At 33.1% G+C, this 26,878-nt stretch carries 27 protein-coding genes; 21 read left to right on the top strand and 6 right to left on the bottom strand.

Annotated elements, in window-relative coordinates:
* Positions 1–199: 199 nt before the first annotated feature.
* Together DMB71_RS09540 and DMB71_RS09535 are read right to left on the bottom strand one after the other, a co-directional pair.
* Positions 200–769, bottom strand: coding sequence for a 5-formyltetrahydrofolate cyclo-ligase (locus DMB71_RS09540; protein WP_111365924.1), 570 nt, complete (start codon positions 767–769; stop codon positions 200–202).
* On the bottom strand, positions 756–1,736 hold the full coding sequence (locus DMB71_RS09535; RefSeq protein ID WP_111365628.1) for a succinylglutamate desuccinylase/aspartoacylase family protein: 981 nt from the start codon (positions 1,734–1,736) through the stop codon (positions 756–758). The genes DMB71_RS09540 and DMB71_RS09535 overlap by 14 nt, the downstream gene beginning before the upstream one ends.
* Positions 1,737–1,870: 134 nt before the next feature.
* On the opposite strand from DMB71_RS09535, the gene uvrC reads away from it, so the two are divergent.
* The 11 genes from uvrC to DMB71_RS09480 all read left to right on the top strand — a co-directional run bounded on the left by uvrC (position 1,871) and on the right by DMB71_RS09480 (position 14,352).
* Positions 1,871–3,670 carry an excinuclease ABC subunit UvrC gene (uvrC, locus tag DMB71_RS09530; protein ID WP_111365627.1) on the top strand — a complete coding sequence of 600 codons (1,800 nt, stop codon included), beginning with the start codon at positions 1,871–1,873 and terminating at the stop codon, positions 3,668–3,670.
* Between the two features lie 2 nt (positions 3,671–3,672).
* Entirely contained in the window at positions 3,673–4,188 is a 516-nt protein-coding gene (locus tag DMB71_RS09525; RefSeq protein ID WP_111365626.1) for an XAC2610-related protein, read from the top strand.
* Between the two features lie 223 nt (positions 4,189–4,411).
* The gene (locus tag DMB71_RS09520; protein ID WP_394336382.1) at positions 4,412–6,604 is read left to right on the top strand and encodes a patatin-like phospholipase family protein; all 2,193 of its coding nucleotides are present in this window, start codon (positions 4,412–4,414) and stop codon (positions 6,602–6,604) included.
* 318 nt (positions 6,605–6,922) lie between these two features.
* Positions 6,923–8,080, top strand: coding sequence for a homogentisate 1,2-dioxygenase (locus DMB71_RS09515; protein WP_111365624.1), 1,158 nt, complete (start codon positions 6,923–6,925; stop codon positions 8,078–8,080).
* 136 nt (positions 8,081–8,216) lie between these two features.
* Positions 8,217–8,576, top strand: coding sequence for a four helix bundle protein (locus tag DMB71_RS09510; protein WP_111365623.1), 360 nt, complete (start codon positions 8,217–8,219; stop codon positions 8,574–8,576).
* Positions 8,577–8,655: 79 nt separating this feature from the next.
* Positions 8,656–9,816, top strand: coding sequence for a 4-hydroxyphenylpyruvate dioxygenase (gene hppD, locus DMB71_RS09505; protein WP_008465353.1), 1,161 nt, complete (start codon positions 8,656–8,658; stop codon positions 9,814–9,816).
* A 298-nt stretch (positions 9,817–10,114) separates the two neighbouring features.
* Positions 10,115–10,885, top strand: coding sequence for a DUF3108 domain-containing protein (locus DMB71_RS09500; RefSeq protein ID WP_111365621.1), 771 nt, complete (start codon positions 10,115–10,117; stop codon positions 10,883–10,885).
* A complete protein-coding gene (locus DMB71_RS09495) occupies positions 10,885–11,826 on the top strand; it encodes a tryptophan 2,3-dioxygenase family protein (RefSeq protein WP_111365619.1) in 942 nt (313 codons plus the stop codon). Before DMB71_RS09500 ends, DMB71_RS09495 begins: the two co-directional genes overlap by 1 nt.
* Before the next feature lie 25 nt (positions 11,827–11,851).
* The gene (locus DMB71_RS09490) at positions 11,852–13,072 is read left to right on the top strand and encodes a peptidoglycan DD-metalloendopeptidase family protein (RefSeq protein ID WP_111365617.1); all 1,221 of its coding nucleotides are present in this window, start codon (positions 11,852–11,854) and stop codon (positions 13,070–13,072) included.
* Positions 13,073–13,097: 25 nt separating this feature from the next.
* Positions 13,098–13,703: an SMI1/KNR4 family protein gene (locus tag DMB71_RS09485; protein ID WP_111365922.1), complete on the top strand. Its 606-nt coding sequence runs from the start codon at positions 13,098–13,100 to the stop codon at positions 13,701–13,703.
* 28 nt (positions 13,704–13,731) lie between these two features.
* Positions 13,732–14,352, top strand: a complete 621-nt coding sequence (locus tag DMB71_RS09480; protein WP_111365921.1) for a hypothetical protein — start codon at positions 13,732–13,734, stop codon at positions 14,350–14,352.
* Positions 14,353–14,368: 16 nt separating this feature from the next.
* Here the strand turns inward: DMB71_RS09480 and DMB71_RS09475 are convergent, their stop codons facing one another.
* Positions 14,369–15,211: an AraC family transcriptional regulator gene (locus DMB71_RS09475; RefSeq protein ID WP_111365615.1), complete on the bottom strand. Its 843-nt coding sequence runs from the start codon at positions 15,209–15,211 to the stop codon at positions 14,369–14,371.
* A gap of 94 nt (positions 15,212–15,305) precedes the next feature.
* Here DMB71_RS09475 and DMB71_RS09470 point away from each other — a divergent pair, with 94 nt between their 5' ends.
* The 6 genes from DMB71_RS09470 to DMB71_RS09445 all read left to right on the top strand — a co-directional run bounded on the left by DMB71_RS09470 (position 15,306) and on the right by DMB71_RS09445 (position 22,382).
* Positions 15,306–15,866 (top strand): short chain dehydrogenase, encoded by a 561-nt coding sequence (locus DMB71_RS09470; RefSeq protein ID WP_111365613.1) that lies wholly within the window; start codon positions 15,306–15,308, stop codon positions 15,864–15,866.
* An 11-nt stretch (positions 15,867–15,877) separates the two neighbouring features.
* Positions 15,878–16,342 (top strand): lipocalin-like domain-containing protein, encoded by a 465-nt coding sequence (locus DMB71_RS09465; protein WP_111365611.1) that lies wholly within the window; start codon positions 15,878–15,880, stop codon positions 16,340–16,342.
* Positions 16,343–16,477: 135 nt separating this feature from the next.
* Positions 16,478–18,121 (top strand): glucose-6-phosphate isomerase, encoded by a 1,644-nt coding sequence (pgi, locus tag DMB71_RS09460; RefSeq protein WP_111365609.1) that lies wholly within the window; start codon positions 16,478–16,480, stop codon positions 18,119–18,121.
* 322 nt (positions 18,122–18,443) lie between these two features.
* Complete coding sequence (locus tag DMB71_RS09455) at positions 18,444–21,272, top strand: TonB-dependent receptor (RefSeq protein ID WP_111365607.1); 2,829 nt, start codon at positions 18,444–18,446, stop codon at positions 21,270–21,272.
* 107 nt (positions 21,273–21,379) lie between these two features.
* Entirely contained in the window at positions 21,380–21,802 is a 423-nt protein-coding gene (locus DMB71_RS09450; protein WP_111365605.1) for a hypothetical protein, read from the top strand.
* 91 nt (positions 21,803–21,893) lie between these two features.
* Positions 21,894–22,382 (top strand): septal ring lytic transglycosylase RlpA family protein, encoded by a 489-nt coding sequence (locus DMB71_RS09445; protein ID WP_111365603.1) that lies wholly within the window; start codon positions 21,894–21,896, stop codon positions 22,380–22,382.
* Between the two features lie 30 nt (positions 22,383–22,412).
* On the opposite strand, the gene DMB71_RS09440 is transcribed toward DMB71_RS09445, so the two are convergent.
* From DMB71_RS09440 to DMB71_RS09430, 3 genes are all read right to left on the bottom strand, one after another.
* Positions 22,413–22,874, bottom strand: coding sequence for a DinB family protein (locus DMB71_RS09440; RefSeq protein WP_111365601.1), 462 nt, complete (start codon positions 22,872–22,874; stop codon positions 22,413–22,415).
* A 65-nt stretch (positions 22,875–22,939) separates the two neighbouring features.
* The gene (locus DMB71_RS09435; protein ID WP_111365599.1) at positions 22,940–23,395 is read right to left on the bottom strand and encodes a DinB family protein; all 456 of its coding nucleotides are present in this window, start codon (positions 23,393–23,395) and stop codon (positions 22,940–22,942) included.
* Positions 23,396–23,439: 44 nt separating this feature from the next.
* Complete coding sequence (locus DMB71_RS09430; protein WP_111365597.1) at positions 23,440–23,895, bottom strand: DinB family protein; 456 nt, start codon at positions 23,893–23,895, stop codon at positions 23,440–23,442.
* 79 nt (positions 23,896–23,974) lie between these two features.
* On the opposite strand from DMB71_RS09430, the gene DMB71_RS09425 reads away from it, so the two are divergent.
* The 4 genes from DMB71_RS09425 to nadD all read left to right on the top strand — a co-directional run bounded on the left by DMB71_RS09425 (position 23,975) and on the right by nadD (position 26,645).
* The gene (locus tag DMB71_RS09425; protein WP_111365595.1) at positions 23,975–24,322 is read left to right on the top strand and encodes an arsenate reductase family protein; all 348 of its coding nucleotides are present in this window, start codon (positions 23,975–23,977) and stop codon (positions 24,320–24,322) included.
* A 104-nt stretch (positions 24,323–24,426) separates the two neighbouring features.
* Positions 24,427–25,287, top strand: coding sequence for a YicC/YloC family endoribonuclease (locus DMB71_RS09420; protein WP_111365593.1), 861 nt, complete (start codon positions 24,427–24,429; stop codon positions 25,285–25,287).
* 95 nt (positions 25,288–25,382) lie between these two features.
* Positions 25,383–25,955 (top strand): guanylate kinase, encoded by a 573-nt coding sequence (gene gmk / locus DMB71_RS09415; protein ID WP_068842021.1) that lies wholly within the window; start codon positions 25,383–25,385, stop codon positions 25,953–25,955.
* 108 nt (positions 25,956–26,063) lie between these two features.
* Complete coding sequence (gene nadD, locus DMB71_RS09410) at positions 26,064–26,645, top strand: nicotinate (nicotinamide) nucleotide adenylyltransferase (protein WP_111365591.1); 582 nt, start codon at positions 26,064–26,066, stop codon at positions 26,643–26,645.
* Positions 26,646–26,878: the final 233 nt, after the last annotated feature.

The raw sequence follows: 26,878 nt of genomic DNA, 5'->3' as shown, positions 1-26,878 counted from the left end.
ATGATTAAATGGATTATTTTTTTGTGGCATAAATTTTTTTATTCGTTTGAATTGTAGAGACGCACTTCAGTGCGTCTACACCCAGCATGTCGACAACAAAAAGTTTTTTTTTTTGCCACAGATTAAAATGATTCCAAAAGATTAATCCTTTTTAATCCTTTAATCTGTGGCATTAAATTTTGAACGCTAGGATGCAAAATTAAAATGTATAAATTTTCTCTGGCGTAACGCAATAATCTAATTTAATATCAGATTCAAAAACATCATCAATTTGGCTTACCGATTCAAAAAAAGAAAGTCCGATTTTGATTGTTTCAGGTTTGCATTCGGCAAGAAATTTATCATAGAAACCTTTTCCGTATCCAATTCGATTTCCAAAAATATCAAAAGCTAAAAGCGGCACAAAAACAACTTCAACTTTAGACGAAGGCACTTCGATTCCGTCAACAGGTTCAGGAATGTTGTATTCGTTCTTTTTAATTTTAGTATTATCTGTTAAAAGAAAATGAGTCATTTTTCTAGTTTCAAAATCACTTTTCGAAATCAGGATTTCTTTATCTTTTCCAGAAAGCAAATGCAGAATATATTCGGTATTTACTTCTTTATGTTCTTCAATTGGAAGAAAAACATGGTAATACGTTTTATCCCAAATTGGCATTTGAATTAATTGATTGGCAATTGCGAGACTTTTTTCTTCTATTTCATCAAAAGAAAGTGCTTTACGAAGATTTTTATATTCTATGCGAAGTTCTTTTTTACTCGTCGGCATTGTCATCTGGGGTTTTAGATAAATGATAAATGGCATCGCCTTCATAAACAATTGGCGAATGGTTGGCGTTGATTACATAACCATCATGTGGCGCTTTGACTTTTTGTTCAAATTTCCCAAACGGATCTGTAATGATGGCTAAGATAGTGCCTTTGGTTACAAATTTCCCAACCAAATTAAAATCGTGAAGCAGTCCAGAACATTTTGCACGAAGCCAAATGGATTGTTTTATATAAATTGAAGGCGTTAATGCGGGTTCCATAATTTGTTTAGAATCGAGCATTCCTAAATAATAGAGCAAACGTTTTGTACCTAAAACACCTTGATTTGCAATCTCGTTATTGATGTCTAATGATTTTCCGCCTTCAAAAAGCAACATTTTTACATTTGCACTTTCAGAAGTTTTTCTGAAAGAACCACTTATATTTTTAGAATAAAGTGTAAAAGGCGCATTAAAAATATCGGCCAAAACTTTCAATTCAGGATTATTTTCGGTAATTCTAATTTGAGGTGCATTAAAACGGCTAGCACCGCCTGCATGAAAATCGACAGCATAATCTAAAATCGGCAGAATTTCTTCGACAATATGATAGGCAAATCTACTGGCAAGCGAACCTTTTTTACTTCCTGGAAAAACACGATTCAAATCACGTCCGTCTGGAAACTCGCGAGATTTATTCACAAAACCGTACATATTGATTACTGGAATGCAAATTATTGTACCTCGTGCAGGTCTATTGATTTTTTTACTGATAATCTGACGAACAATTTCTACACCGTTAATTTCATCCCCATGAATTCCTGCAGAAAATAAAACAACAGGGCCTTCATGCTTGGAACGGCGCACAATAACCGGAATATTTAGTTTTGTTGTAGTATGAAGTCGAGCAATTTCGACATTTATGGTTCTATGTTCTCCTGGCAAAATCGATTCGCCAAAAATAACCAATGGAGCACTATTTTTCATGTGAATTATAAAATCTAAATATAGAAATTATTCTTTTGATTTTGTAAATTTGAAACTAATTCAATGTTAAGCTTCTTTTAGAAATCGGAATGGTTTTTGAAAAGCTTCTCGAACATCTTCAGAAACACAATAGAATGCAAAAACCGTCCTTAGATCTTCAAATTTTAACGTTGCCTGATAATCCAGGCGTTTATCAATATTATGATAAAGACGGGAAAATCTTGTATGTCGGAAAAGCTAAAAATTTAAAAAAAAGGGTTTCCTCTTATTTCAATAAAATTCACGATACAGCCAAAACTAACGTATTGGTAAAAAAAATCGTGACCATAAAACACATTGTAGTTCCAACAGAAACCGATGCGCTTTTACTGGAAAACAATTTAATTAAAACGCTTCAACCGAGATACAATGTTTTGCTTCGCGATGACAAAACGTATCCGTGGATCTGTATTAAAAAAGAACCTTTTTCGAGAATATTTTCAACTCGAAACATGGTCAAAGACGGCTCTGAATATTTTGGTCCTTACACCAGTTTCAAAACAGTACATACGATTTTAGATTTAATTAAAGAGTTGTACCCGCTTCGAACTTGCAATTACGATTTGAGCGAATCGAATATTAATTCAGGGAAATTTAAAGTTTGTCTGGAATATCATATTGGCAACTGCAAAGGCCCATGCGAAGGTTTGGAACCATTGGAAGAATACCAAAGACAGGTTAACGCGATTCGCGAAATCTTGAAAGGAAACTTCAAAGAAAGTTTGAAGGATTTTAAGAAAGTAATGAACGCTTATGCGCAGAATCTACAGTTTGAAGAAGCACAGAAAATCAAAGAAAAGATTGAAGTTCTAGAGAATTATCAATCTAGATCTACCATTATCAATCCGAAGATTACCAACATTGATGTTTTCTCGATTATTTCTGATGAAAGCGCCGCGTACGTCAATTTCCTTCAAATTTCTCACGGTTCAATTATTCGTTCTCATACTTTAGAAATGAAGAAAAAGCTCGACGAAAGTGATGAAGAATTGTTAGAATTGGCCATTGTAGAACTTCGCGAGCGTTTTCAATTATTATCAAAAGAAATTATTGTTCCTTTTGAAATGGATTTGGGCGAAAACATTAAAATAACCGTTCCGCAACTTGGAGACAAAAAACAGATTCTGGATTTGTCTATTCGAAATGCGAAATTCTATCGAATCGAACAATTAAAACAATTACAAATTGTAGATCCCGATCGTCATGTTAATCGAATTATGGCACAGATGCAGAAAGATTTACGTCTTCCGTCTGAACCTCGCCATATTGAATGTTTTGATAACTCGAACATTCAAGGAACAAATCCGGTTGCGGCTTGCGTAGTTTTTAAAGACGGAAAACCGAGCAAAAAAGATTACCGTCATTTTAATGTCAAAACTGTTGAAGGCTCAAACGACTTTGCTTCGATGACCGAAATTGTGTATCGCCGTTACAAAAGATTGTTAGACGAAAATGAACCTTTGCCGCAATTAATTATTATTGACGGTGGAAAAGGACAGCTTTCGGCAGCACTAAAAAGTATTGATGATTTAGGATTACGAGGAAAAGTGGCTATTATCGGAATCGCAAAACGTTTGGAAGAACTTTTCTATCCAGGCGATTCGATTCCGTTATATTTAGACAAAAAATCAGAAACTTTAAAAGTCATTCAGCATTTAAGAAACGAAGCGCATAGATTCGGAATCACATTTCATAGAGACAAACGAAGCAAATCGGCACTTAATTCTTCGGTTGAAAGCATTCCAGGAATTGGCGAAAAAACCATGACTACGTTAATACAACATTTCAAAAGTGTTAAAAGATTGAAATTGGCCACAGAAAAAGAAATTTCAGCGGTTGTAGGTGTTTCTAAAGCCAAAAAAATTGTCGAATTTTATCACAGTAATCAATCTTAAGAATGAAAATAGCAATATTGTATATCCTTATTTTATTTTCTGCAAATTGTTTCAGTCAAAAAAATATTGAGTTTTATCAAAAGGATCAAACAAAAATAAAAATAAATCTACCGAAAGATTCTGAAAAATTAGAAGTGCAAACTTCTAAAAACAATAAGCCACAAATTATACTCAACATCGAAATTTCAGGTTCAATTACAGGTAAAGAATCAAATATCAAAATAGAAGATTATAATTTTGATGGTTACAAAGATTTTTCCGTTTACCATACAGATGATGGAATGGGAGTTTACAGGGTTTACCAAATCTTTATTTACAATCCGGCAAATGGTTTGTTTAAAGAAGCAAAAATACCATCAGACTCCAGCCCTCAATGCAGTGAATTTTGTGATGTAGCAATAAATAAAAAAGATAAAACATTTGAATCTACCTGCAGAGGTGCCGCAAGATGGCACACTGACAGATGGAAATTTAACAAGAACAATAAGTTAACACTGCTAAAAAGTAAATCAGAGTAATACAATATATTAAAGTCAAAAAATTGCCGACTTTTACAAAACAATTAGCTAATAGTTTATGCGCCTAAACCAGCTGTCCATTTCAAATACTCGGTCAAAAGGATTTTTTTCCAATCCCAAAAAAGGAGCTTCTTGGGTCGCTCTTTTTTGGCAGGAAAAAATAACCTTTTGCCTCTCACAGTTTTCCATTTCCATCTGGGGCGTGTCAACTCTCATTTTCATAATGACACTTTTATTTTCGCAGAAATCATTTTCACAGGAAATCAAAAAAGACAGCGTTAAAAGACCCAAAATTGGTTTAGTTCTTAGCGGTGGCGGCGCCAAAGGTTTTGCGCATATCGGAGTTTTAAAAGTTCTGGAAGAAGCCGGAATCAAAATTGATTATATTGGCGGAACCAGTATGGGTTCTGTAATTGGCGGACTTTATGCTTCTGGCTACAACGCTTCGCAAATTGATTCGATTTTCAAAAAAACCAATTTTGACGAATTAATAAACGATTATATTCCGCGTTCATCCAAAAACTTCTACGGCAAAAAAAATGACGAATTATATGCGATTGTTTTACCTTTTAGCAATTTCAGAATTGGTATTCCAGAAGCTCTTTCAAAAGGAATGTACAATTATAATTTATTGAGCAGTTTAACTAGAAATGTGCGTCATGTTCGTGATTTCAACAAACTGCCAACTCCATTTTTATGTATCGGAACCAATATTGAAACTGGCGAAGAAGTTTTATTAAATAAAGGAAATCTTGTTCAAGCCATGATGGCAAGTGCGGCTTTTCCTTCCCTATTTACTCCAGTAGAAATTGATGGAAATTTATTGGTTGATGGCGGTGTTGTAAATAATTACCCAATACAAGAAGTTCGCAATCTTGGTGCTGACATTATTATTGGGGTCGATGTTCAGGATGATTTGCTGAAAAGAAAAAGCCTTAAAAATGCCACGAGAATTTTGGTTCAGATTACCAATCTGCAATCTATCGAAAAAATGAAAAACAAAAGAAAAGATACTGATGTTTATATCAAACCAGATATTCGTGACTTTGGTGTTATTTCATTTGACCGAGGTGAAGAAATCATCAGAAAAGGAGAAGAAGCGGCTTTTGCTGTCTATGAAAAACTCAAAACCTTGACGGATGAAAATAATTTCTACAAAAAACCAAAATTAAAACTAGTTTCAGATACTCTTCATATTCAAGATATAAATACTGATAAATTAGAAAATTACACCAAAGAATATATTCGCGGTAAACTTCGTTTTAAGCCTGGAAGCACCATAACTTATGATGGACTTAAAGCTGGAATTAACAACTTAAATGCTACACAAAACTTTAGCACCATTTCATATTGCCTTCAGCCAGATGGCGATAAAGACGATCTTGATTTAGTTTTAAGAGAAAATCCAACTCAGACTTATTTAAAACTTGGGCTTCACTATGATGGTCTTTACAAAAGTGCTGTTTTATTAAATCTAACGCATAAAAAGACTTTCTTAAAAAATGATGTTACTTCTCTAGATATTATTTTGGGTGATAATTTCAGATATGATTTTAACTATTATGTCGAAAATGGTTTTAACATCAGTTTTGGTTTCCGTTCTAGATTGAATCAATTTAATCGAAATGTAACAACTAGTTTGAGCGGCGTTCTTAAAGAAACCCCAAATGTCAACCTTATTAATGTTGACTTTATGGATTTAACCAATCAGGCCTATTTCCAAACTATTTTTGTGCAGAAATTTTTAATGGGCGGTGGTTTAGAATATAAGTATCTCAAAATTAGCTCGCCAACTCTTACAAACGAAGACAACATCATTGAAAAGAGCAATTATTTTAGTGCCTTTGCTTATTTAAAATACGATTCTCTAGATGAAAAATATTACCCAAATTCTGGATTGTATTTTTCTACCGATCTGCAGACTTACATGGCATCGTCAGATTACACCAATAAATTTAAACCTTTTTCGATTGCAAAAGCAGAGGTGTCAATTGTTAGACCTTTATTTAAAAGAGCAACTATAAAATTTGGAACCGACGCTGGATTTAATATTGGCAGCGACAGCGTTCCGTTTTTTGATTTTATACTGGGAGGCTATGGCTACAACAAAATAAATAATTTCAATTATTTCTACGGATATGATTTTCTAAGTATTGCCGGCAACAGTTATATTAAAGCTGATATTAATATTGATTACGAAATCTTCAAAAAAAACCACATCAATGTATCTGCTAATTTTGCCAATTTAGGAGATGATATTTTCTCTTCTGTCGATTGGATTTCTATGCCAAAATATACAGGATATGCAGTTGGTTATGGCTTAGAAACTATCATTGGTCCTATCGAAGTAAAACAATCTTGGTCTCCAGAAATGTCAAAAAGCTTTACGTGGTTTAGTATCGGGTTTCAATTTTAGTAGTATAATCGAGAATACTTCAATAAATTCTGCCTATTTTTTTACATCATAAAAATTAAATCAAAAAAACTAAGTTATTTTATAGTTATAAATAATATAATTTTTATTTTTACTCCGAAAAAATTACGACATTTGTTATAATGAAAACAAATTGGACAGGTTTATTAGAGTATCTTCAATTCCTCATCAAGAGAAATCCTGAGTAATGGCTCTATCGAATTGAAATAATCAGTCAATTGCAAAAATTGAACTGGTTATTTATCTCTGCAATTCAAATTTTCGAATTATCTAATTTACTAATTATCTAATTGAAAAGCCATGCCACTATATCATAAACTTGGGGATTTTCCTCAAAAGCGACACACCCAATTTGAAAAACCAAATGGAGGTTTTTACTACGAACAATTGTTCGGAACTGAAGGTTTTCATGGACATTCGTCGCTATCATATCATGTACACCGACCAACACAGGTTAAAGAAATTTTAAACTCTTATTCGATTGAACCTAAAATTGCAATCGGAAAAAATATAAAATCACTTCTTTTTAAAGGTTTTGAATTGAAACCTGAAAATGATTTTCTGGATAGCCGAAAAGCTATGCTGGTCAACAAAGACTGCATCATAGGTTTGGCTGCTCCGAAAGAATCGCTTCGAAATTATTTCTACAAAAATGCCGATGCCGATGAAATGCTTTTCATCCATAGAGGAAAGGGAAAATTAAGAACCATGTTAGGAAATATTCCTTTTGAATATGGTGATTATTTAATTATTCCTCGCGGTATTATTTATCAGATTGATTTCGAAACAGAAGATAACCGATTATTTTATGTAGAATCGTATTCTCCGTTTTATACTCCAAAACGATACAAAAACCAATCGGGTCAGCATTTAGAACATTCTCCATTTTGCGAGCGTGATTTTATTTTGCCAAATGAATTGGAAACGCATGACGAAAAAGGTGATTTTTTAATTAAAATCAAAAAAGAAGGCATGATGCACGAAGTGGTTTATGCCACACATCCGTTTGACGTTGTAGGCTGGGACGGCTACAATTTTCCATACGGATTTTCAATTCACAATTTCGAACCTATAACTGGGCGTGTTCACCAACCGCCACCAGTACACCAAACTTTTGAAACAGCAACTTTTGTTGTTTGTTCATTCTGCCCAAGACTTTACGATTATCACCCAAAAGCTATTCCGGCGCCATACAACCACAGCAATATAGATTCTGACGAAGTACTATATTATGTTGATGGTGATTTTATGAGCCGTAATAATATCGAGCAAGGTCATATCACTTTACACCCAAAAGGAATTCCGCACGGACCAGCGCCAGGCGCAATGGAACGCAGTATTGGTCACAAAGAAACTCAAGAATTAGCTGTTATGGTGGATACTTTCCGTCCATTAATGGTTACTGAAGAAGCTATGGGATTGGATGACGGTCAGTACTATAAATCGTGGACGGAGTAATTTTTTAATGTGGCAATATGTCAATTAGATAATTAGAAAATGTGTCAATTTAGAAATTAGACAATTAAATATTGTAATTTTAAACCTACAAATTAATTATCTCATTATCAAATTTTCTAATTATCATATTAAACAAATGACTTTTAACGAAAAATACAAAGACAACGCTCTTTTAATTAAGACTTTCAACTTCGCGCTAAATATAATTGATTACACAACAGAACTTCAAGATCAAAAGAAATTCGTAATTGCAAATCAGTTATTAAAAAGCGGAACATCAATTGGAGCTATTTCGAAAGAGTCCCAAAATGCAGAAAACAAAGCTGATTTTATTCATAAACTAAAAATTGCAATCAAGGAAACAGATGAAACAGAGTATTGGCTGTTTTTATGTGATGCTCATAGAGAATATCCAAATTGCAAACGTTTATTAAATGATCTTTCAGAAATTTTAAAAATTTTAAATAAAATAATATCAACATCAAGGAGGAATTAGAAAATTAGAAAATGTGTCAATTAGAAAATTAACGCATTTCAAGAATTATCTCATTTTCTCATTATCAAATTATCTAATTATGAGCAAAGAAGTAAAATCAGTAGAATACGGATTAGAGAAAATATTTGAAGGAGCACAAGATTTCCTTCCATTATTAGGAACAGATTATGTAGAATTTTATGTAGGTAACGCAAAACAAGCGGCACATTATTATAAATCTGCATTCGGATATCAATCTTTGGCTTATGCCGGATTAGAAACTGGAGTAAGAGACAGAGCATCTTATGTTTTAAAACAAGACAAAATCAGAATTGTTTTAACGACACCTTTAACTGCTGATTCTCCAATCAACGAACATTTGAAAAAACATGGCGACGGAGTAAAAGTTGCAGCACTTTGGGTTGAAGACGCTACAAAATCTTATGAAGAAACTATGAAACGTGGCGCACGTTCTTTCATGGAACCAACTGTTGAAGAAGATGAGTTCGGACAAGTAGTTCGTTCTGGAATTTATACTTACGGAGAAACAGTTCACATTTTTGTAGAAAGAAAAAACTACAATGGAGTTTTCTTGCCAGGTTACAGAGAATGGAAATCTGACTTTAATCCAGAACCAACGGGATTAAAATACATTGACCACATGGTTGGAAATGTAGGTTGGAATGAAATGAATACTTGGGTAAAATTCTACGAAGAAGTTATGGGATTCGTGAATTTCCTATCTTTTGATGACAAACAAATCACTACAGAATATTCTGCTTTGATGAGTAAAGTAATGTCTAACGGAAACGGAAGAATTAAATTCCCAATCAACGAACCAGCAGAAGGAAAGAAAAAATCTCAAATTGAAGAATATTTAGATTTCTATGGTGGACCAGGAATTCAGCATATCGCTATTGCGACAGATGATATTATTAAAACAGTATCACAATTAAGAGCTCGCGGTGTTGAATTTTTATCTGCCCCTCCTCATACTTATTACGAAGCAATTCCAGAAAGATTGGGTGTTCATATGGATATGATGAAAGAAGATTTAAATGAAATCGAAAAATTAGCGATCATGGTAGACGCCGACGAAGATGGCTATTTATTACAGATTTTTACCAAGCCAGTTCAAGACAGACCGACGCTTTTCTTCGAAATTATTCAGAGAATGGGTGCAAAAGGATTCGGTGCAGGTAACTTTAAAGCCCTTTTTGAGTCTATCGAAAGAGAGCAAGAATTGAGAGGAACACTGTAAATTGTTAATTTTCATGCACAAAACAGCATAATTCTCCAAAAAACGATGCTTTTTTTGCAAATGTTATGTTAAACTTGACTTTTGCTATTTTATTTTTGAACTTTCTATCTATCTTTGCACTCGCAAATCAGGAAGGGGTGGTTTCCTTCCGAATTGATATAAATTTCATAATTTATAGTTTTTTGGTTAGTTAATAGCATAAAAACTCAGTCATCTTTGACTGAGTTTTTTTGTTTTGGTACATTTGGAATAGATTTTGCATTTGTCTACCTTTATAATTAAATGTAAAGATTGTACTATGAAAAAGATCATCCTTATCATATTATCACTAACTCTATTTGCTTTCAGCCCACAAAAAGAAGACGCTTTCGACACAGGAGAATATTTCAAATTTAGAATACATTACGGATTTGTAAATGCTGGATATGCAACACTTGAAGTTAAAGATGCCATCATTAACAATAAAAAAGTATATCACTCTGTTGGAAAAGGTTACACAACTGGAATGTCCAAATTTTTCTTCAAAGTAGAAGATTTATATGAAAGTTATTTTGACAAAGAAACAGGAAAACCTTATCGTTATGTTAGAAAAATCGACGAAGGAGGTTACACTAAAAATCAAGAAGGTTTTTTCAATCAAACAGAAAATAAAGTTTTAGTAAAAGACTATAAGCGTAAATCAGAAAAAACCATCATGGTTTCAGAAGAAGTACAAGATATTGTTTCTGCATTTTATTTTCTGAGAAACCATCCAAACATCGACAAACTTAAATCGGGAGAAGCCATTACAATCGACATGTTTTTTGATGATGAAATCACAAAATTTAAGTTAAAATATGTAGGTCGTCAAGATATTACGACTAAATTTGGAACCGTTTCTACGATGGTTTTCAAACCATTGGTGCAGACAGGAAGAGTATTTAAAGAAAAAGAAAGTTTAACACTCTGGATAACAGACGATGTAAACAAAGTTCCGATTAGAATTAAAGCAGATTTGGCCGTAGGATCTCTCAAAGCCGATCTCGATGAATATAAAGGATTAAAAAGTCCACTTAAAGCAAAAAAATAATGAACCCTACAGATCATTCTGAAGCAATTTTAAAAGAAATTGACCTAAAATTTCAAGCCATAAATCAAAAAACTGATGTTCAGTTAGAAGGATTGCTTTGGGCCAAACCAATTACGTATTGGGATTACATTCAAACTGATGCCCTATTAAATTTACAAATTCAGCGCACTACACTTCCTGACGAAATGGTTTTTATCATGTACCATCAGGTTAACGAATTAATCTTCAAAATGATTTTGTGGGAAATTGACCAGATTGCTGAAGCAGAAAACATTCAGGTTGATTTTTTTAGCGAAAGATTATCAAGAATTACACGATATTTTGACATGCTTACCAATTCGTTCAGCATTATGGAAAACGGAATGGAAGTAGACCAATACATGAAATTCAGAAACACTCTTACTCCAGCAAGCGGATTCCAAAGCGCGCAATATAGAATGATCGAATTTGCTTCGACTGATGTTATCAATTTAACAGATCGCAGATACAAAGCAAACTTTGACGAAAACACCGATTTGGAAACCAGTTTTGAACACCTTTATTGGCAAGCAGCCGGAAAAGATTATCAAACAGGCGAAAAATCATACTTATTAAATGAGTTTGAAAAAAAATACAAAGAGCCATTTTTAAGACAAATGGCTTCTTTCAAAACAAAAAACCTTTGGCAAAAATTCATCCAATTACCAGTTGAAGATCAGCAAAATGCAGAACTAATTGCAGCAATGCGCCATTATGACAAGACGGTAAATATTACTTGGGTAATGCAACATCTTAATACTGCAAGAAAATACATCTTGGAAAGTGGAAAAGGAAACGGAGAAGCTACAGGCGGAAGCGACTGGCAAAAATATATGCACCCAAAATACCAAAGACGCATCTTTTTTCCTAAATTGTGGACCGAAGAAGAATTGTCCAATTGGGGAAATGAAACTGAAGTTTAATTTCACCACAAAAATTTTATAAAGTTTGAAAAAAGCAGTCGTAATTTTAATTGTCTTGTTTTCTATTTTTTCATGTAAAAAAGAAGAAGAAAAAGTAGAAGCAAAAATTACTAAACCAGCAACCAAAAAAATAGAATTCGGTTTTAATTACGCAGACTTTAATGTTGTTAATGACACTATTTCAAAAGGAGATTCTTTTGGCTCGATCATGCAAAGCCAAAATATTGGAGACAAAAAAGTAAATGAAATTGTTGAACAGGTAAAAGATACTTTCAATGTTAGAAACATTCGTTACGGAAAGCCTTTCACTTTACTTCGCTCCAAAAACAAAACCAACAATTTGCAGGTTTTTATTTATCAGCCAGATGCTTTAAGCTATTATGTTATTGATTTAAGAGATAGTATTGCAAAAGCTTATAAAAAAATAAAACCAGTAACCTTAAAAAGAAAAATTATTGGAGGCGTTTTAAAAACTTCATTATCTGAAACTTTAGGAGGTGAAGATGTAGAAACAGCTTTGGCCGGCAGAATTACAAAAGTCTTTTCTTGGTCTATTGACTTTTTCAAACTTAAAAAAGGTGATCGTTACGGATTAATTTTCACAGAACGTTTCATTAACGGAAAAACCTATGATGGTGTTGAAGATCTAGAAGCCGCATTTTTTGAGTACAAAGGAAAAATCGTTTATGCTTTTCCCTTTGAAAGAGACACCACTTCTGGGAAAATTGAATATTATGACGATCAAGGGAAAACACTTAAAAATTTCTTCCTAAAAACTCCGATTAAATTCAGCCGAATCACTTCTCGATTCACCATGAATAGATTTCATCCCGTACAACATACTTGGAAAGCACATAAAGGAACTGATTATGCGGCTCCAACAGGAACACCAATTTCTACTACTGCTTCTGGAGTTGTAGAAACTACAGGATATACAGCAGGAAACGGAAATTTTGTAAAAGTAAAACATAACGGAACCTACTCTACTCAATATTTACATATGTCTAAAATCCTGGTTCGTCGCGGACAGCGCGTTACGCAAGGTCAGACAATTGGTTTGGTTGGAAGCACAGGTTTAGCTTCTGGTCCGCACGTTTGTTATCGTTTCTGGAAAAATGGCGTACAAGTAGATGCACTTCGATTGAATCTCCCAACTGGAGAATCTTTGACAGGAAATGACAGAACCCGTTTTATGACACAGATTGAACCTCTTAAAAGAGAGTTAGACAGCATTGGTAATTTATAAGACCTTTTTTTACCAAAAAACAATCATGACAGATATCAATCAGAAAAGTGACATCATTATTCCTTTTGAAAAAATAGGCGATATTGGCTGGGATGAAAAATCAAAATTAATCATTGAATCGTTAGCAGAAAATTGGAGTAATGAACTAAAATCTCCAATTTCAATTGAGGAAATTGAAAATTTAGAGAAGCGTCTAAAAACTACCTTACCCAGCGGATTGAAGACTTTTTATAATACTTTAGGAATTGCTGATATTGGCGAAGAATTACAAAGCTTTGAAGATATTATGTGGATCAAAGATATCTGGGAAGAAGACAATCCTTATGGGCCTGAATTCTCAAAAGAAGATAAAATTTTGTTACCACACCTAATTACGTTTAGTGATTACTTAGGAAATGGAAATATGTTCTGTTTTCATAACAAAACAAAAGAAATCTATTATTACGATCACGACACTAAACCTTTCATAACAAAAATGTTCCAAGATGTTGATGATTATATTAAAGGCTGTCTAATTTTTGCACAAGCTGATCTTTTCGGCGAAGTTGGACAAGAACAAGTAGAAAAATGGACTGAAGAAATTGCTGAAGATCTATTTGGAAAAGACATCGTTAGAAAATGGAGATATTAAAAACATCTATTCTATAAAATCGAAAATCATGAAAAATGATCGCCTCAAAACCATGTATCATGAAACTTTTTCTGGTTTAAAATTATTTTACAGAGACACAACTCTTCCTGAAAGTTTAATTTTAAATTATAAAGTCGGACAAATTATTCAAGAAAAAGGTTTTACCGATATGAGTTCGATTGGCGGAGGTCTTTCTGGAAATTTCAGATATTTGATTGCAAGCGCGCATGCCAAAGATTTGTCAAAATTTAATCCTGATTCGGCAAAAATTGGACATTATCTTTTAGATTCAATCGCTTATTTTAAGGTATTGGACATTCAGAAAATTGGCGATAAAACCCAAGTTTTCCTTTTAAACATTCCAGACAATTCGATTTCGCTTTTCAAAAATTCATCTTCAAACTTAGAAGAAGAAATTATAGAAAAAGCTCAAAAGCGCTTTCGCGAAAAAATCGATGCCGTTTTAATCCCAGAATTACAAACTGAAATTTGGAAAGAAAGAACAAAATCTCCACTCGGAATGAGTGATAATGGTGAATTATTTTTTGATGATTCTAAAATCAAAACCGAATCTCCGAAAAGAATTGATGTTGATACTACTAAAAAAGTCATAGAAATCAACAAGAGGCCTTGGTGGAAGTTTTGGTAATTAAACCTCTTAATTATTAGGAATATCTTTTTCTAAATTCAGAAGGATTCATTCCCTTATGTTTTTTAAAAACTTTGTTTAAATGGCTTTCGTCAGAAAAATTTAATTCATCTGCGATTTCATTAATTCGCATATCGCTATTCAAAAGTCTGGCTTCAATTAATCTCAATTTATAGTTTGCAATATATTCTTGCAGTGTTTCTCCCGTTTGCTTTTTAAAATATTTACCCAAATAATTAAGCGTGATATTGAAATATTCGCTTATTTTTTCTGATTTTAATTCTTTTGGATTGTAAATATTCTCTTGAATATAATGTAGAATTTCAAGAACCATTTCTCCGGTTGTTTCTTTAATATTCTTTGGAAGTTTCAAAGCAATGTTTCTCGCCACAATTGTAATTATTGTATTTACAATCTGCTCAATAATCTTTTGATGATAAATCTGCTGATTGTTTTGTTCACTGAGTATATTCTCTACTAAAGAAGCAATTAAAGGTTTATCAATTTGATTTTTCAAAATGCATCCTGGGCGATGACTTGCATTTTGAAGAATATACTCCATTCGCAAAACGGCTTCAGATTGCCCATTTTGAGAACCTGCTTTTACATAATATTCATTAAATCGAAGAAAAAAGAATTTTGTTGGCGTTATAATCTCAAATGAATGCACATCTTGTGGCGTTACCAAAAACATATTCCCTTTTCGGTACTGAAATTTATTGTTATTGATAACCTGAATTCCTTTTCCATCAACAATATAAATCAATTCAAAGAAATTGTTTTTCCTAATAGTTTTCGGAAACTGTTCGAGTTCTTTAAAATCAACTTCAAAGGGAAGATATAAATTCTTGTTTGTCATTATGCTAAAATACAATTTTAGTACCAATAAGTACAATTTTCAGAGAATGCTAACCTCTTAATTTTGTTTCAGCTAACAAATAAAAATCTGCAAAATGAAAATACTTTTAATTGGAGCAAATGGAGAAATTGGCAAAATATTGTATCCTGCTTTCGAAAAAAATCATGAAATAATTTCGGCTGGAAGAAACAGCGGAGATTTCAGAGTCGACTTATCAGATTCAAATTCGATCGAAAAACTATTCGAAGAAGTTAAAAACATTGATGCTTGTATTTGTGTGGCGGGCGATTGCTACACAGGTGATTTACTTTCGCTTGACGAAAAAAAACTAAATATTGGCATTCAGAACAAATTGCTTGGGCAAATTAATCTGGTTTTAATTGGACAAAAACATTTAAACGATAACGGATCATTTACACTCACTTCAGGAAAAATGGGCGATAAACCCGTAAAGAACAATATTAGTAAAGCGATTGTAAATGGCGGAATCAAAAGTTTTGTTTTGGCAACTTCGTTAGAATTAGAAAGAGGAATCAGAATAAATGCTATTAGTCCGGCAAAAGTAGCGGATATTCCGACTGAAGATTTAATAAATGCTTATGCAAAAAGTATTGAAGAAACTATAAATGGAGAAATTATCAAAGTAAACTATTAAACTTTCAAAAGATGAAAAACGTAATTTTAATTCTACCGCTTTTGATTTTAAATTCAATACACGCGCAAAAAAAATCTGAATTTTCAGGTTCTTGGACCTTGGTTTCGGTTGAAAACACAAATTCTGACGGAACCAAAAACCTTCCATATGATGTAAACCCGAAGGGCTTTTTGTTCTTTGATGAAAAAGGAAATTATGCAGTTCAGATTTATAAAGACAAAAGAGCTAAAATTGCTTCTGGAGATAAAAACAAATGCACACCCGAGGAAAATGCAGCCATTGTGCAGGGAAGCAATTCGCATTTTGGCGAATATGAAATTGACGAAACAAATAAGACTATAACTTTTAAAATAAAAACAGCCTCGTTTCCAAACTGGGAAGGAACAATTCAAAAGAGGTCGTACACTTTTGCAAACAACTTACTTAAATATGCCGTAACCAATACTACGCAAGGCGGAAAATCTGTAACAGCTTAAGTTGTTTGGAAAAAGCTATGATTTACTCATAAAACGTTTTCGTAACTTATTGTTATATAATCGCAAACCGCTCCCCTTTTAAAAGTTATTTCAGTATTTTTGTGTTTCAGAAAACAAACTCAATTATAGATAAAAATGGCTTTAAACACAACAAACCCAACTGGGACTGAAGCGTGGAAAAATCTACAGAACCACTATAACGCAATTCACGAAACCACAATACAAGAATTGTTTCAACAAGATAGTGCACGTGCTGAAAAATTCAACTTGCAATGGAATGATTTTTTAGTAGATTACTCAAAAAACAATATTAGTCAGGAAACAGTTTCGCTTTTATTAGAATTAGCAAATTCGATCGGACTAAAAGATGCAATAGCACAATATTTTGGTGGAGAATTAATCAATCAGACAGAAAACCGTGCAGTTTTACATACAGCATTACGCGCTCCAGAATCGGCAGTAATTAAGGTTGACGGAGAAAATGTAATCCCTGAAGTTTACGAAGTAAAAAATAAAATCAAAAACTTTACTCAAGAAGTAATCTCTGGGCAAAGAAAAGGATATACCGGAAAAGCTTTTACTGATATTGTAAATATTGGAATTGGTGGTTCTGACCTTGGTCCTGTTATGGCTGTTGAAGCTTTACAGTTTTACAAAAATCACTTAAACACTCATTTCGTTTCGAATGTTGATGGTGACCACGTAAATGAAGTTATCAAAAAACTAAACCCTGAAACTACTTTATTTGTAATTGTTTCTAAAACTTTTACTACCCAGGAAACGCTTTCTAATTCTGAGACTATTAAGGAATGGTTCTTAAAATCGGCTTCTCAAGAAGACATTGCAAAACACTTCGTAGCGGTTTCTACAAACATTCAGAAAGTAACAGAATTCGGAATTAACCCAAATAATGTATTCCCGATGTGGGATTGGGTTGGCGGAAGATTTTCTTTATGGAGTGCCGTTGGTTTAAGTATTGCTTTGGCTGTTGGATTTGATAATTATAATGATTTATTAAGTGGCGCCTATGAAATGGATGAACATTTCAAATCGGCAGAATTTGATGAAAACATTCCAGTTATTTTAGCTTTATTAAGTGTTTGGTACAATAATTTTTATGGTGCCGAAAGCGAAGCTTTGATTCCATACACACAATATTTACACAAACTTGCTCCTTATTTACAACAAGCTTTTATGGAAAGCAACGGAAAAAGTGTTGGTCGTGACGGAAAACCGGTTAACTACCAAACTGGAACAATTATTTGGGGAGAACCAGGAACAAACTCACAACATGCTTTCTTCCAGTTAATTCATCAAGGAACAAAAAGAATTCCAACAGATTTTGTGGGATTTGTAAAACCTCTTTATGGTAACGAAGATCACCATAATAAATTAATGTCTAACTTTTTTGCTCAGACTGAAGCTTTAATGAATGGCAAAACAGAAGCGCAGGTTCAAGCAGAATTTGACAAACAAGGATTAGCCGCTGAAAAAGCATCTTATCTATTGCCTTTTAAAGTTTTCACTGGAAACAAACCAACGAATACTATTTTGATTCAAAAACTAACTCCAAAAAGCTTAGGCTCTTTAATTGCATTATACGAGCATAAGATTTTTGTTCAAGGAGTTATCTGGAACATTTTCAGTTTTGACCAATGGGGAGTTGAACTAGGTAAACAATTGGCAAATTCTATCTTAGATGAAATCAATTCTAAGACTGTTAAGAACCACGACAGTTCAACTTCATTTTTGTTAAATCATTTCTTAAAAAATAAGTAAAAAACATTTTATTAAATATTCTCTAACATTTGAAACGTCCTAATTTCTAGTAAAATTAGGACGTTTTTTACATAAAATACCGACAAAAAGCATAATTATCCGCCAATTTGCCTGTTTTCACTTACAGCGTTGCTCAAATAATTACATTTTTAACAAAAAAGCTTCGCATAAATTCAAGAAAACAATATTTTTTATAACGAAAAAAGAAAAATTCATTTTAATACGCAGCACAAAAGACAAAACTGCTTTTTCTTAACATTTCGATAACACTATCTGAGTTATTTGTTATAATTTTGCCAAAAACAATAAACTCAATAACAAAATGAAGAAAATGAAAAATTGGTTACTGACTGGACTATTTTTTATGATAGTTTCGACCGTATTTTCTCAAGGAAAGGTTACTGGTAAAATTACCGACGGAACAGGAGGTTTACCAGGAGCAAATGTAGTGATCAAAGGATCTACTATAGCAACTTCAACAGATTTTGATGGTAAATTTACACTTACATCGCCATCAAGCACAGGAGAGATTGTAATCTCTTTTTTAGGTTATGACAACCAAACTGTAAAATTTACAGTAGCAAATGGTGCAACTACAAACTTAGGAACAATCACTTTAGCTTCAAATTCTAACGAATTGAGCGAGATTGTTGTAAAAAGTACAGTTGTAGATATTGCAAAAGACAGAAAAACACCAGTAGCTGTTTCTACAATTAAAGCTGCTGAAATTCAAGAAAAACTTGGAACTCAAGAGTTTCCAGAGATTTTAAGAAACACACCTTCTGTTTACGTTACTAAATCAGGTGGTGGTTTTGGAGATTCTAGAATTAACATTCGTGGTTTCAACCAAAATAACATCGCAGTTATGATTAACGGTATGCCAGTTAACGACATGGAAAATGGTTCTGTTTACTGGAGTAACTGGGCAGGTTTATCAGATGTAACATCTGCTATGCAGGTTCAAAGAGGTTTAGGTTCTTCTAAATTAGCTACACCATCTGTAGGGGGAACAATCAACATTGTAACTAAATCTTCTGACAAGAAAGAAGGAGGATCATTCTCTTCTGGATTTGGTAATGCAAGAAACTTTAAAATTCAAGGTTCTTACAATACTGGAAAATTATCAAACGGACTTTCTGCTTCTGTTTTATTATCTCAAACAATGGGAGATGGATACATCAATGGTACTGCATTTGAAGGTTCTAACTACTACATTGCTTTAGGATATGCTACTAAAAATGATAAGCACGATTTCCAATTGACAGTAACAGGAGCGCCACAATGGCACAACCAAAGATCTACTGTATCTACTATTGCTACTTACCAAAAATATGGTTCTTTAACTGAGCCGAACATCAGATATAATGCTGACGCAGGAACTTTAAATGGTGAAGAATATAACATCAGAAAAAACTACTACCACAAACCAGTAGCTTCTCTTAACTGGGATTACAAAATCAACGAAACTACAAAACTTTCTACTGTTGCTTACGCTTCTATGGGTCGTGGAGCAGGTGCAAGTGCTACGGGTGGTATTGGAGGAAACTTATATAACTCTGCTGCTTTCTTATTACCTGACGGATCAGTTGATTACAACAAAATCCAAGCATGGAACAACGGTACTGGAAGTGTTTTCTTCAATGGGGCAAACAGAACTAGAACACAAATTGGTGGTGTTTACCAAAACAGCTCTTCAACAGGTAGAACTGGTTCAGGAACTGCTACATCTCCTTATGTTTACAATACTACTTCAGGTATTTCACAAACTTCATCTATCAACTCTCATGACTGGTTTGGAGCTTTGATTAACTTAAACAAAAAATTATCTAGCACTTTAACATTAGATTTTGGTTTAGACGCGAGAACTTATACTGGATACCACTTTACAGTAGTTAATGACAGATTAGGTGGTGACGAGTTTTTTGACAACAACGTTGCAAGCTTAAAACCAGGAGGAAGACATCTTACAGAAACTTATGCTACTAAAGTACAATGGAATGTTTTTGACGATAGACAATACGAAAAAATCTCATTCAACAGTACTGGAAAAGTAAGATGGTATGGAGCATTTACTCAATTAGAGTACTCTAAAGATAATTTGACTGCATTTGTTCAAGGAGCTATTTCTCAACAAGGATTTAAGAGAGAAGATGATTTCGTTTACTTACCAACAGATCCATTGGCATCTACAGATTACAAAAACATCTTAGGTGGTAACGTTAAAGGAGGAGCTAACTACAACATCAACGAAAAACACAATGTTTACGTTAATGCTGGATACTACTCAAGACAACCATTCTTTAACTCAGTTTATCCAAACAACAGATCTACTGTAAACCCTAACCTTACTAACGAAAAAATTATCGGATTTGAGGCTGGATACGGTTTCCGTTCAAGATTCTTGAATGCAACTCTTAACTTGTACAACACAACTTGGAATGACAGATACTTAAAAGGTAACGCATTACCAACTGATGCAAGTACATACACAGAATACGTTGGTCTTAACGAGGTACACTCTGGAGCTGAGTTAGAACTTTCTTCTAACATTACTGATAAATTTAGAGTTAACGGTATGTTCTCTTACGGTATTTGGGAGTACAAAGGAAATGCAACTGTTAACGCTTACTATCAAGCAGATAACACACCAGTAACTGGATATACAGCAACTCCTGTGTACATGGACAAAGTAAAAGTTGGTGATGCTGCTCAATTAACAGCTTCTTTAGGAGCTTCTTACGAAGTTTTGACAAGAGTAACTATCGATGCTAACTACAACTACAATGATAAATTGTATGCTGGATTAAGCCCAATTAACTTCTCAGATCCAAACAACAAAGGTGCTTTACAATTACCTTCTTACGGATTGTTTGATGCTGGTTTCTCATACAAAATGTTAGTAGGTAAAGACAAAGACAAATCAGTTAATTTCAGATTAAACATCAACAACTTATTTGATAAGATCTACATTGCTGAGTCTAGAACTAACACTTTTGCAGATGATTACTTACCAGTAGCATCAGGACAACCAGTAGGATCTAAAGGAACATATGCTTCTAATGGAATGCTTTACCAAGGAGTAGCAAATGTTAACCAGGTTTTCTTCGGATTCGGTAGAACTTGGAACTTTAGTTTACGTTACGATTTCTAAAATTTAGAATCTAAATAAATAATAAAAACGGCATTGACTTTTAAGTTTAATGCCGTTTTTTTATAGCCATTTTTGTTATATTTGTTTTTGAACAAAAAACACCCCTTATGTATAATTTTCTACAAAAATTTCACTCTGGCTGGGCATACTTAGCATTGCTTCTTCTAGTAGTAGCAGTTGTTAACGCTATTATCGGAGTAACTTCAAAAAAAGAGTTTACAGCTAAAGACCGTAAAATCGCTTTATTTGCTTTAATCGGCACACACACGCAATTATTGATTGGTTTAATCTTATATTTTGTTTCTCCACTTGGAAAAGCAGCATTTGGACAAATGTCTAATGCTGAATTAAGATTAACGTCATTAGAGCACCCTCTAATTAACATTATTGCTATCATCCTAATTACTATTGGGTGGTCTAAACATAAAAAATTAGTGAATAGCGAAGCTAAATTTAAAACCTTTGCTATTTTTTACACATTAGGATTATTGCTTATTTTAAGTAGAATTCCATGGAATCTTTGGTTCTAAAAAATACCAATTAAAAGCCCTTTATCAGGGCTTTTTTTATCTCGGCATATTATTTGTACAAACTCCCCCCAAGTCTGAAAAAGAATAACCCATGAGAAATAAAAAAAACATTTTATTCGCCACAATCGCTTTAACCTTAATTAGCGGCTTTACCTACATGATAAGCCAGACCAAACCTACAACAGAACCTAAAATTATTCAAGATACTGTTAAGAATGTAAAACCAACTATTATCCCATTGCCGGATTCTGTTTTTACAGACAAAGGTTTAAAACTTAGACCATACAAAAAAAACGCTCATGCCTCCTACTATGCAGATCGTTTTAACGGAAAAAGAACCGCTAACGGAAGCCGATTCAACAACAACAGCTACACAGCAGCTCATAAAAAGCTTCCTTTTGGAACTAGAGTAAAAGTAACCAATGAAGCCAACGGTAAATTTGTTATCGTAAAAATTACAGACCGCGGTCCATTTGTAAAAACCCGCGAAATCGATTTGTCTAAAAGAGCTTTTATGGACATTACAAAAAGTAAAGGTGCCGGAGCAATGAAGGTTACCATAGAAACTATAATAGAATAAAAAAAATCCCGCTTTAAGCGGGATTTTTGTTTAAACAAACTTTTTAAGAATCATTACCATACCAGAATGAGTACCTTCATGATAAGTATTAAAATCTAATGCGCTTGCAATATCTTTTAAAACATAACCTTGACCTAAACTTGTTTTATATTTCCTGTAATTCAAAAACTTATTTTCCTTATAATCTTTGACAGTTTGATCTAAAGTAGTCAACAATAATTTCTTAATCTCTTCGACTTCTATTTGCGAAACAGGACTTTCTGGTCTAGTTCCTTGTTTATACTTCAAAATAAATTCGTCTGAAACAATTGAAGAAAGTCCAGACAATTTATATATTACACTCTGCTGAACAGCAATGCAATGTGCAGCATTCCAAATAATATTATTATTAAAACCTGATGGGATTTTATTTAATTGTTCTAAAGAATGACTATCTAATATGTCAACTAAAATTTGTCTATTAGTATATTGTATTTCAAAAACTGAATCCATATTTTTTAATTAAAAACAACTGAAAAAATAAGAATTTTGCAATTGTTTTTTTGAGTTCCTTTTATTTAAACCAATTTTCTTAGCGTCATTATAACTCCAGTATGAAGTCCTTCATGATAGTTATTAAAATCTAAAGCATCTTGAACGTTACTCAATGTAAATCCCATACTGGTTGTATATTCATTATAATCGACAAAAAGTCCACTAGTAAAATCATTTCTTGTATTCTCTAATGTTGTAGAAAGAAATCCTCTTATCTCATCAACTTCTTGCTGAGAAACATCACTTTCTGGTTTTGTTCCTTTTCGATATTTCACAATAAATTCTTCCGAAACCATAGTAGAAAGTCCCGACAATTTATATACTAATGTTTGTTGTGCTGCAACACAATGTGCTATATTCCAAATTATATTGTTATTAAAACCATCCGGAATCTTGTTTAATTGTTCTAGCGAACAACTTTCTAATACATCAATCAAAACTTTTCTTATGGCGTATTGAGTCTTAAAAATTGAATTCATAACTAATTTTAAATTAAACCCAAATGTAAGAATTCTTCCTTTGATTACAACTTTTTTCTAAGTGCCATTATAACTCCAGTATGAAGCCCTTCATGAAAATTATTAAAATCTAAAGCTCCTTGAATATGGCGAAGCGTAAATCCGATACTAGTTGTGTATTCATGATAATTAACAAACAGACCGCTTTCAAAATCATTTTTTGTTTTTTCTAATGTTGTTGAAAGCAATGTTCTAATTTCATCAACCTCAGCTTGAGAAACATCTCCTTCTGGTTTGGTTCCTTTTTTATATTTGTTAACGAAATCTTCAGAAACCATTGTTGGAAGGCCCGATAATTTATAGACCAAAACCTGTTGCGAAGAAATACAATGGCCCATATTCCAAATAATATTATTGTTGAAACCATCTGGAATTTTGTTTAATTGTTCTAATGAATGACTATCTAAGATTTTCAAAAGAACTTCTCTAATTGTTTTTTGTACATCAAAAACTGAACTCATAATTTTATTTTTTTTCTAAAATTAGTCATTTTTAAGTTTCAAATGGATTTTCTTTGCATTCTAACAAATTCATAAAATAATGGACAAAATATATTATTTATCGTCTTGTGACACTTGCAGAAAAATCATCAAAAGTTTACCTGAAAACAATCTTGTTTTTCAAGACATCAGACAAGATCCGATTACTGAAGAACAATTGGAAGAAATGCACAAACTTGCTGGAAGTTACGAAGCATTATTCAGCCGAAAAGCACAGCTATACAAATCAATGGGACTTAAAGATCAAGCTTTAACAGAAGCCGATTTCAAAAAATACATTTTAGAACATTACACGTTCTTAAGCCGTCCAGTTTTTATTATTGATGGAAAAATTTACATTGGCAACAGCCAAAAAAATGTAGCCGAAGTGATAAATGCTTTGAGCTAAAAAGCTATTTTTTTTCTTGTTAAAGTGAAAACTCTGACTGAATACTAATTTCCAACCAAATAGAGCAAACTTTTATTTATCTTTGCGCCTTTATACTCAATTATATGATACAATCTATGACAGGGTTTGGCAAAGCTTCTTTGCAATTGCCTACAAAAAAAATTACCGTTGAAGTAAAATCCCTAAACAGTAAAGGTTTAGATTTAAATGTAAGAATGCCATCGGTTTACCGCGAGATGGAACTTGGTTTGCGAACTCTTATTTCGACCAAACTAGAAAGAGGAAAAATTGATTTTGCAATCTATGTAGAAAGCACTGCAGAACAGACTTCAACAAAAGTAAACGTACCTGTTGTAAAAAATTATATCGCACAGTTAAAAGAAGTAAATCCTGATGCCGACGAAACTGAGTTAATGAAAATGGCCGTTCGTATGCCTGACACATTAAAAACAGAGCGTGAAGAAATCGATGAAAATGACTGGGAGCAAATTCAGGTAATTATTGACGAAGCACTTCAAAATATTTTAAACTTCCGTAAAGACGAAGGAGAATCTCTTGAAAAGGAATTCAATTTAAGAATTGGAAATATTCGCCAATATATGAACGACACATTGGCACTTGATCCAGAGCGTATACAAGCTATTAAAGATCGTTTGCAAACTGCAATTTCAGAATTACAGGTTAATGTTGACGAAAATCGTTTTGAACAGGAATTAATCTATTATTTAGAGAAATTAGATATTACAGAAGAAAAAGTACGTTTAGGAAATCATTTGGATTACTTTACAGAAACTTTAAACGGTTCTGAAGCCAACGGAAGAAAACTTGGTTTCATTACTCAGGAAATGGGACGCGAAATCAATACAATGGGTTCTAAATCAAATCATGCTCAAATGCAGAAATTAGTCGTGATGATGAAGGATGAATTGGAGAAAATTAAGGAACAAGTATTGAATGTTTTGTAAACGCTATAAGCTTTAAGCAATAAGCCATAGGCAACAAAATACCGCACAAATACTAAAGCTTAAAGCATATTGCTTAAAGCCTAAAGCATAAACTAATGAACAAAGGAAAATTAATTGTTTTTTCGGCACCCTCAGGCTCAGGAAAAACAACTATCGTAAAACATTTACTTGGGAAAGAAGATTTAAACTTAGAATTTTCAATCTCTGCAGCATCTCGCGACCCACGCGGAGAGGAAGAACACGGAAAAGATTATTACTTTATTTCGCTGGAACAATTCAAAAAACACATTAAAGCCGAAGAATTCTTGGAATGGGAAGAAGTGTACCGCGATAATTTCTACGGAACTTTAAAAGCAGAAATTGAACGAATTTGGGCAATGGGCAAAAATGTAATTTTTGACATCGATGTTGCCGGCGGTCTTCGTATTAAACATAAATTTCCAGAACAGACTTTAGCCGTTTTCGTAAAACCACCAAGTGTTGATGAGCTAAAACGCAGATTAAAACAGCGCTCTACAGAAAGCGATGATAAAATTAATATGCGCATTGCAAAAGCTTCGGTTGAATTGGCAACTGCTCCTCAATTTGATACCATTATTAAAAACTACGATTTAGATACTGCTAAAGAAGAAGCATATCAATTAGTGAAAGAGTTCATAAATAAGTAATTTTATTACGCAAAGATTCACAAAGACAAACACGGAGATTCGCAAAAGGTTTTTTAAACTTTGCGAATCTTTGTGCTATCTTAGCGACTCTCTGCGAAACTATAAAAAATGAAAATAGGTCTTTACTTCGGAACATACAATCCTATACACGTTGGTCATTTGATCATTGCCAATCATATGGCTGAGTTTGCAGATTTAGATCAGATTTGGATGGTTGTTACGCCACATAATCCGTTAAAAAAGAAATCTACTTTATTAGACGACCAACAGCGCCTTCAAATGGTTTATCTGGCAACAGAAGATTATCCGAAGATAAAACCGTCGGATATTGAGTTTAAATTGCCTCAACCAAGTTATACCGTAATTACTCTAGAGCATTTAAAAGAGAAATATCCAACTCATGAATTTTCTTTAATTATGGGCGAAGACAATCTGAAGACATTTCATAAATGGAGAAACTATGAAGTAATTCTTGAAAATCATGATATTTATGTATATCCGAGAATTTCTGACGAACCTGAAAATGTCGAATTAAAATCGCATCCTAAAATTCATGTAATCGATGCGCCGATTGTAGAGATCTCTTCGACTTTTATCAGAAATAGCATTAAAGAAGGCAAAAATATTCAGCCTTTATTGCCACCGAAAGTTTGGGAATATATTGATCATAATAATTTTTATAAGAAATAAATAATTTAAGAAATTGAATTGCCTCCAGTTTTAACTGGAGGTTTTTGTTTTATACAGTAAATGGCTTTAGCCTAACTATCGCAATTTGGCTAAAGCCGATGAAGATCGCGATATTTTTAAACCTCCGGTTAAAACTGGAGGTAATTCATTTCAAAAAATAACCTTTGTCAAAGTTCAAAACTTTGACAAAGGTCTCATTACATTTATAAATTCATAAAAAAATCTGAACTTAT

Source organism: Flavobacterium tistrianum (assembly GCF_003254545.1).
Classification (GTDB): domain Bacteria; phylum Bacteroidota; class Bacteroidia; order Flavobacteriales; family Flavobacteriaceae; genus Flavobacterium; species Flavobacterium tistrianum.
The sequence above is the reverse complement of the archived record's forward strand: the minus strand, read 5'-3'. Positions and strand labels throughout refer to the sequence as shown.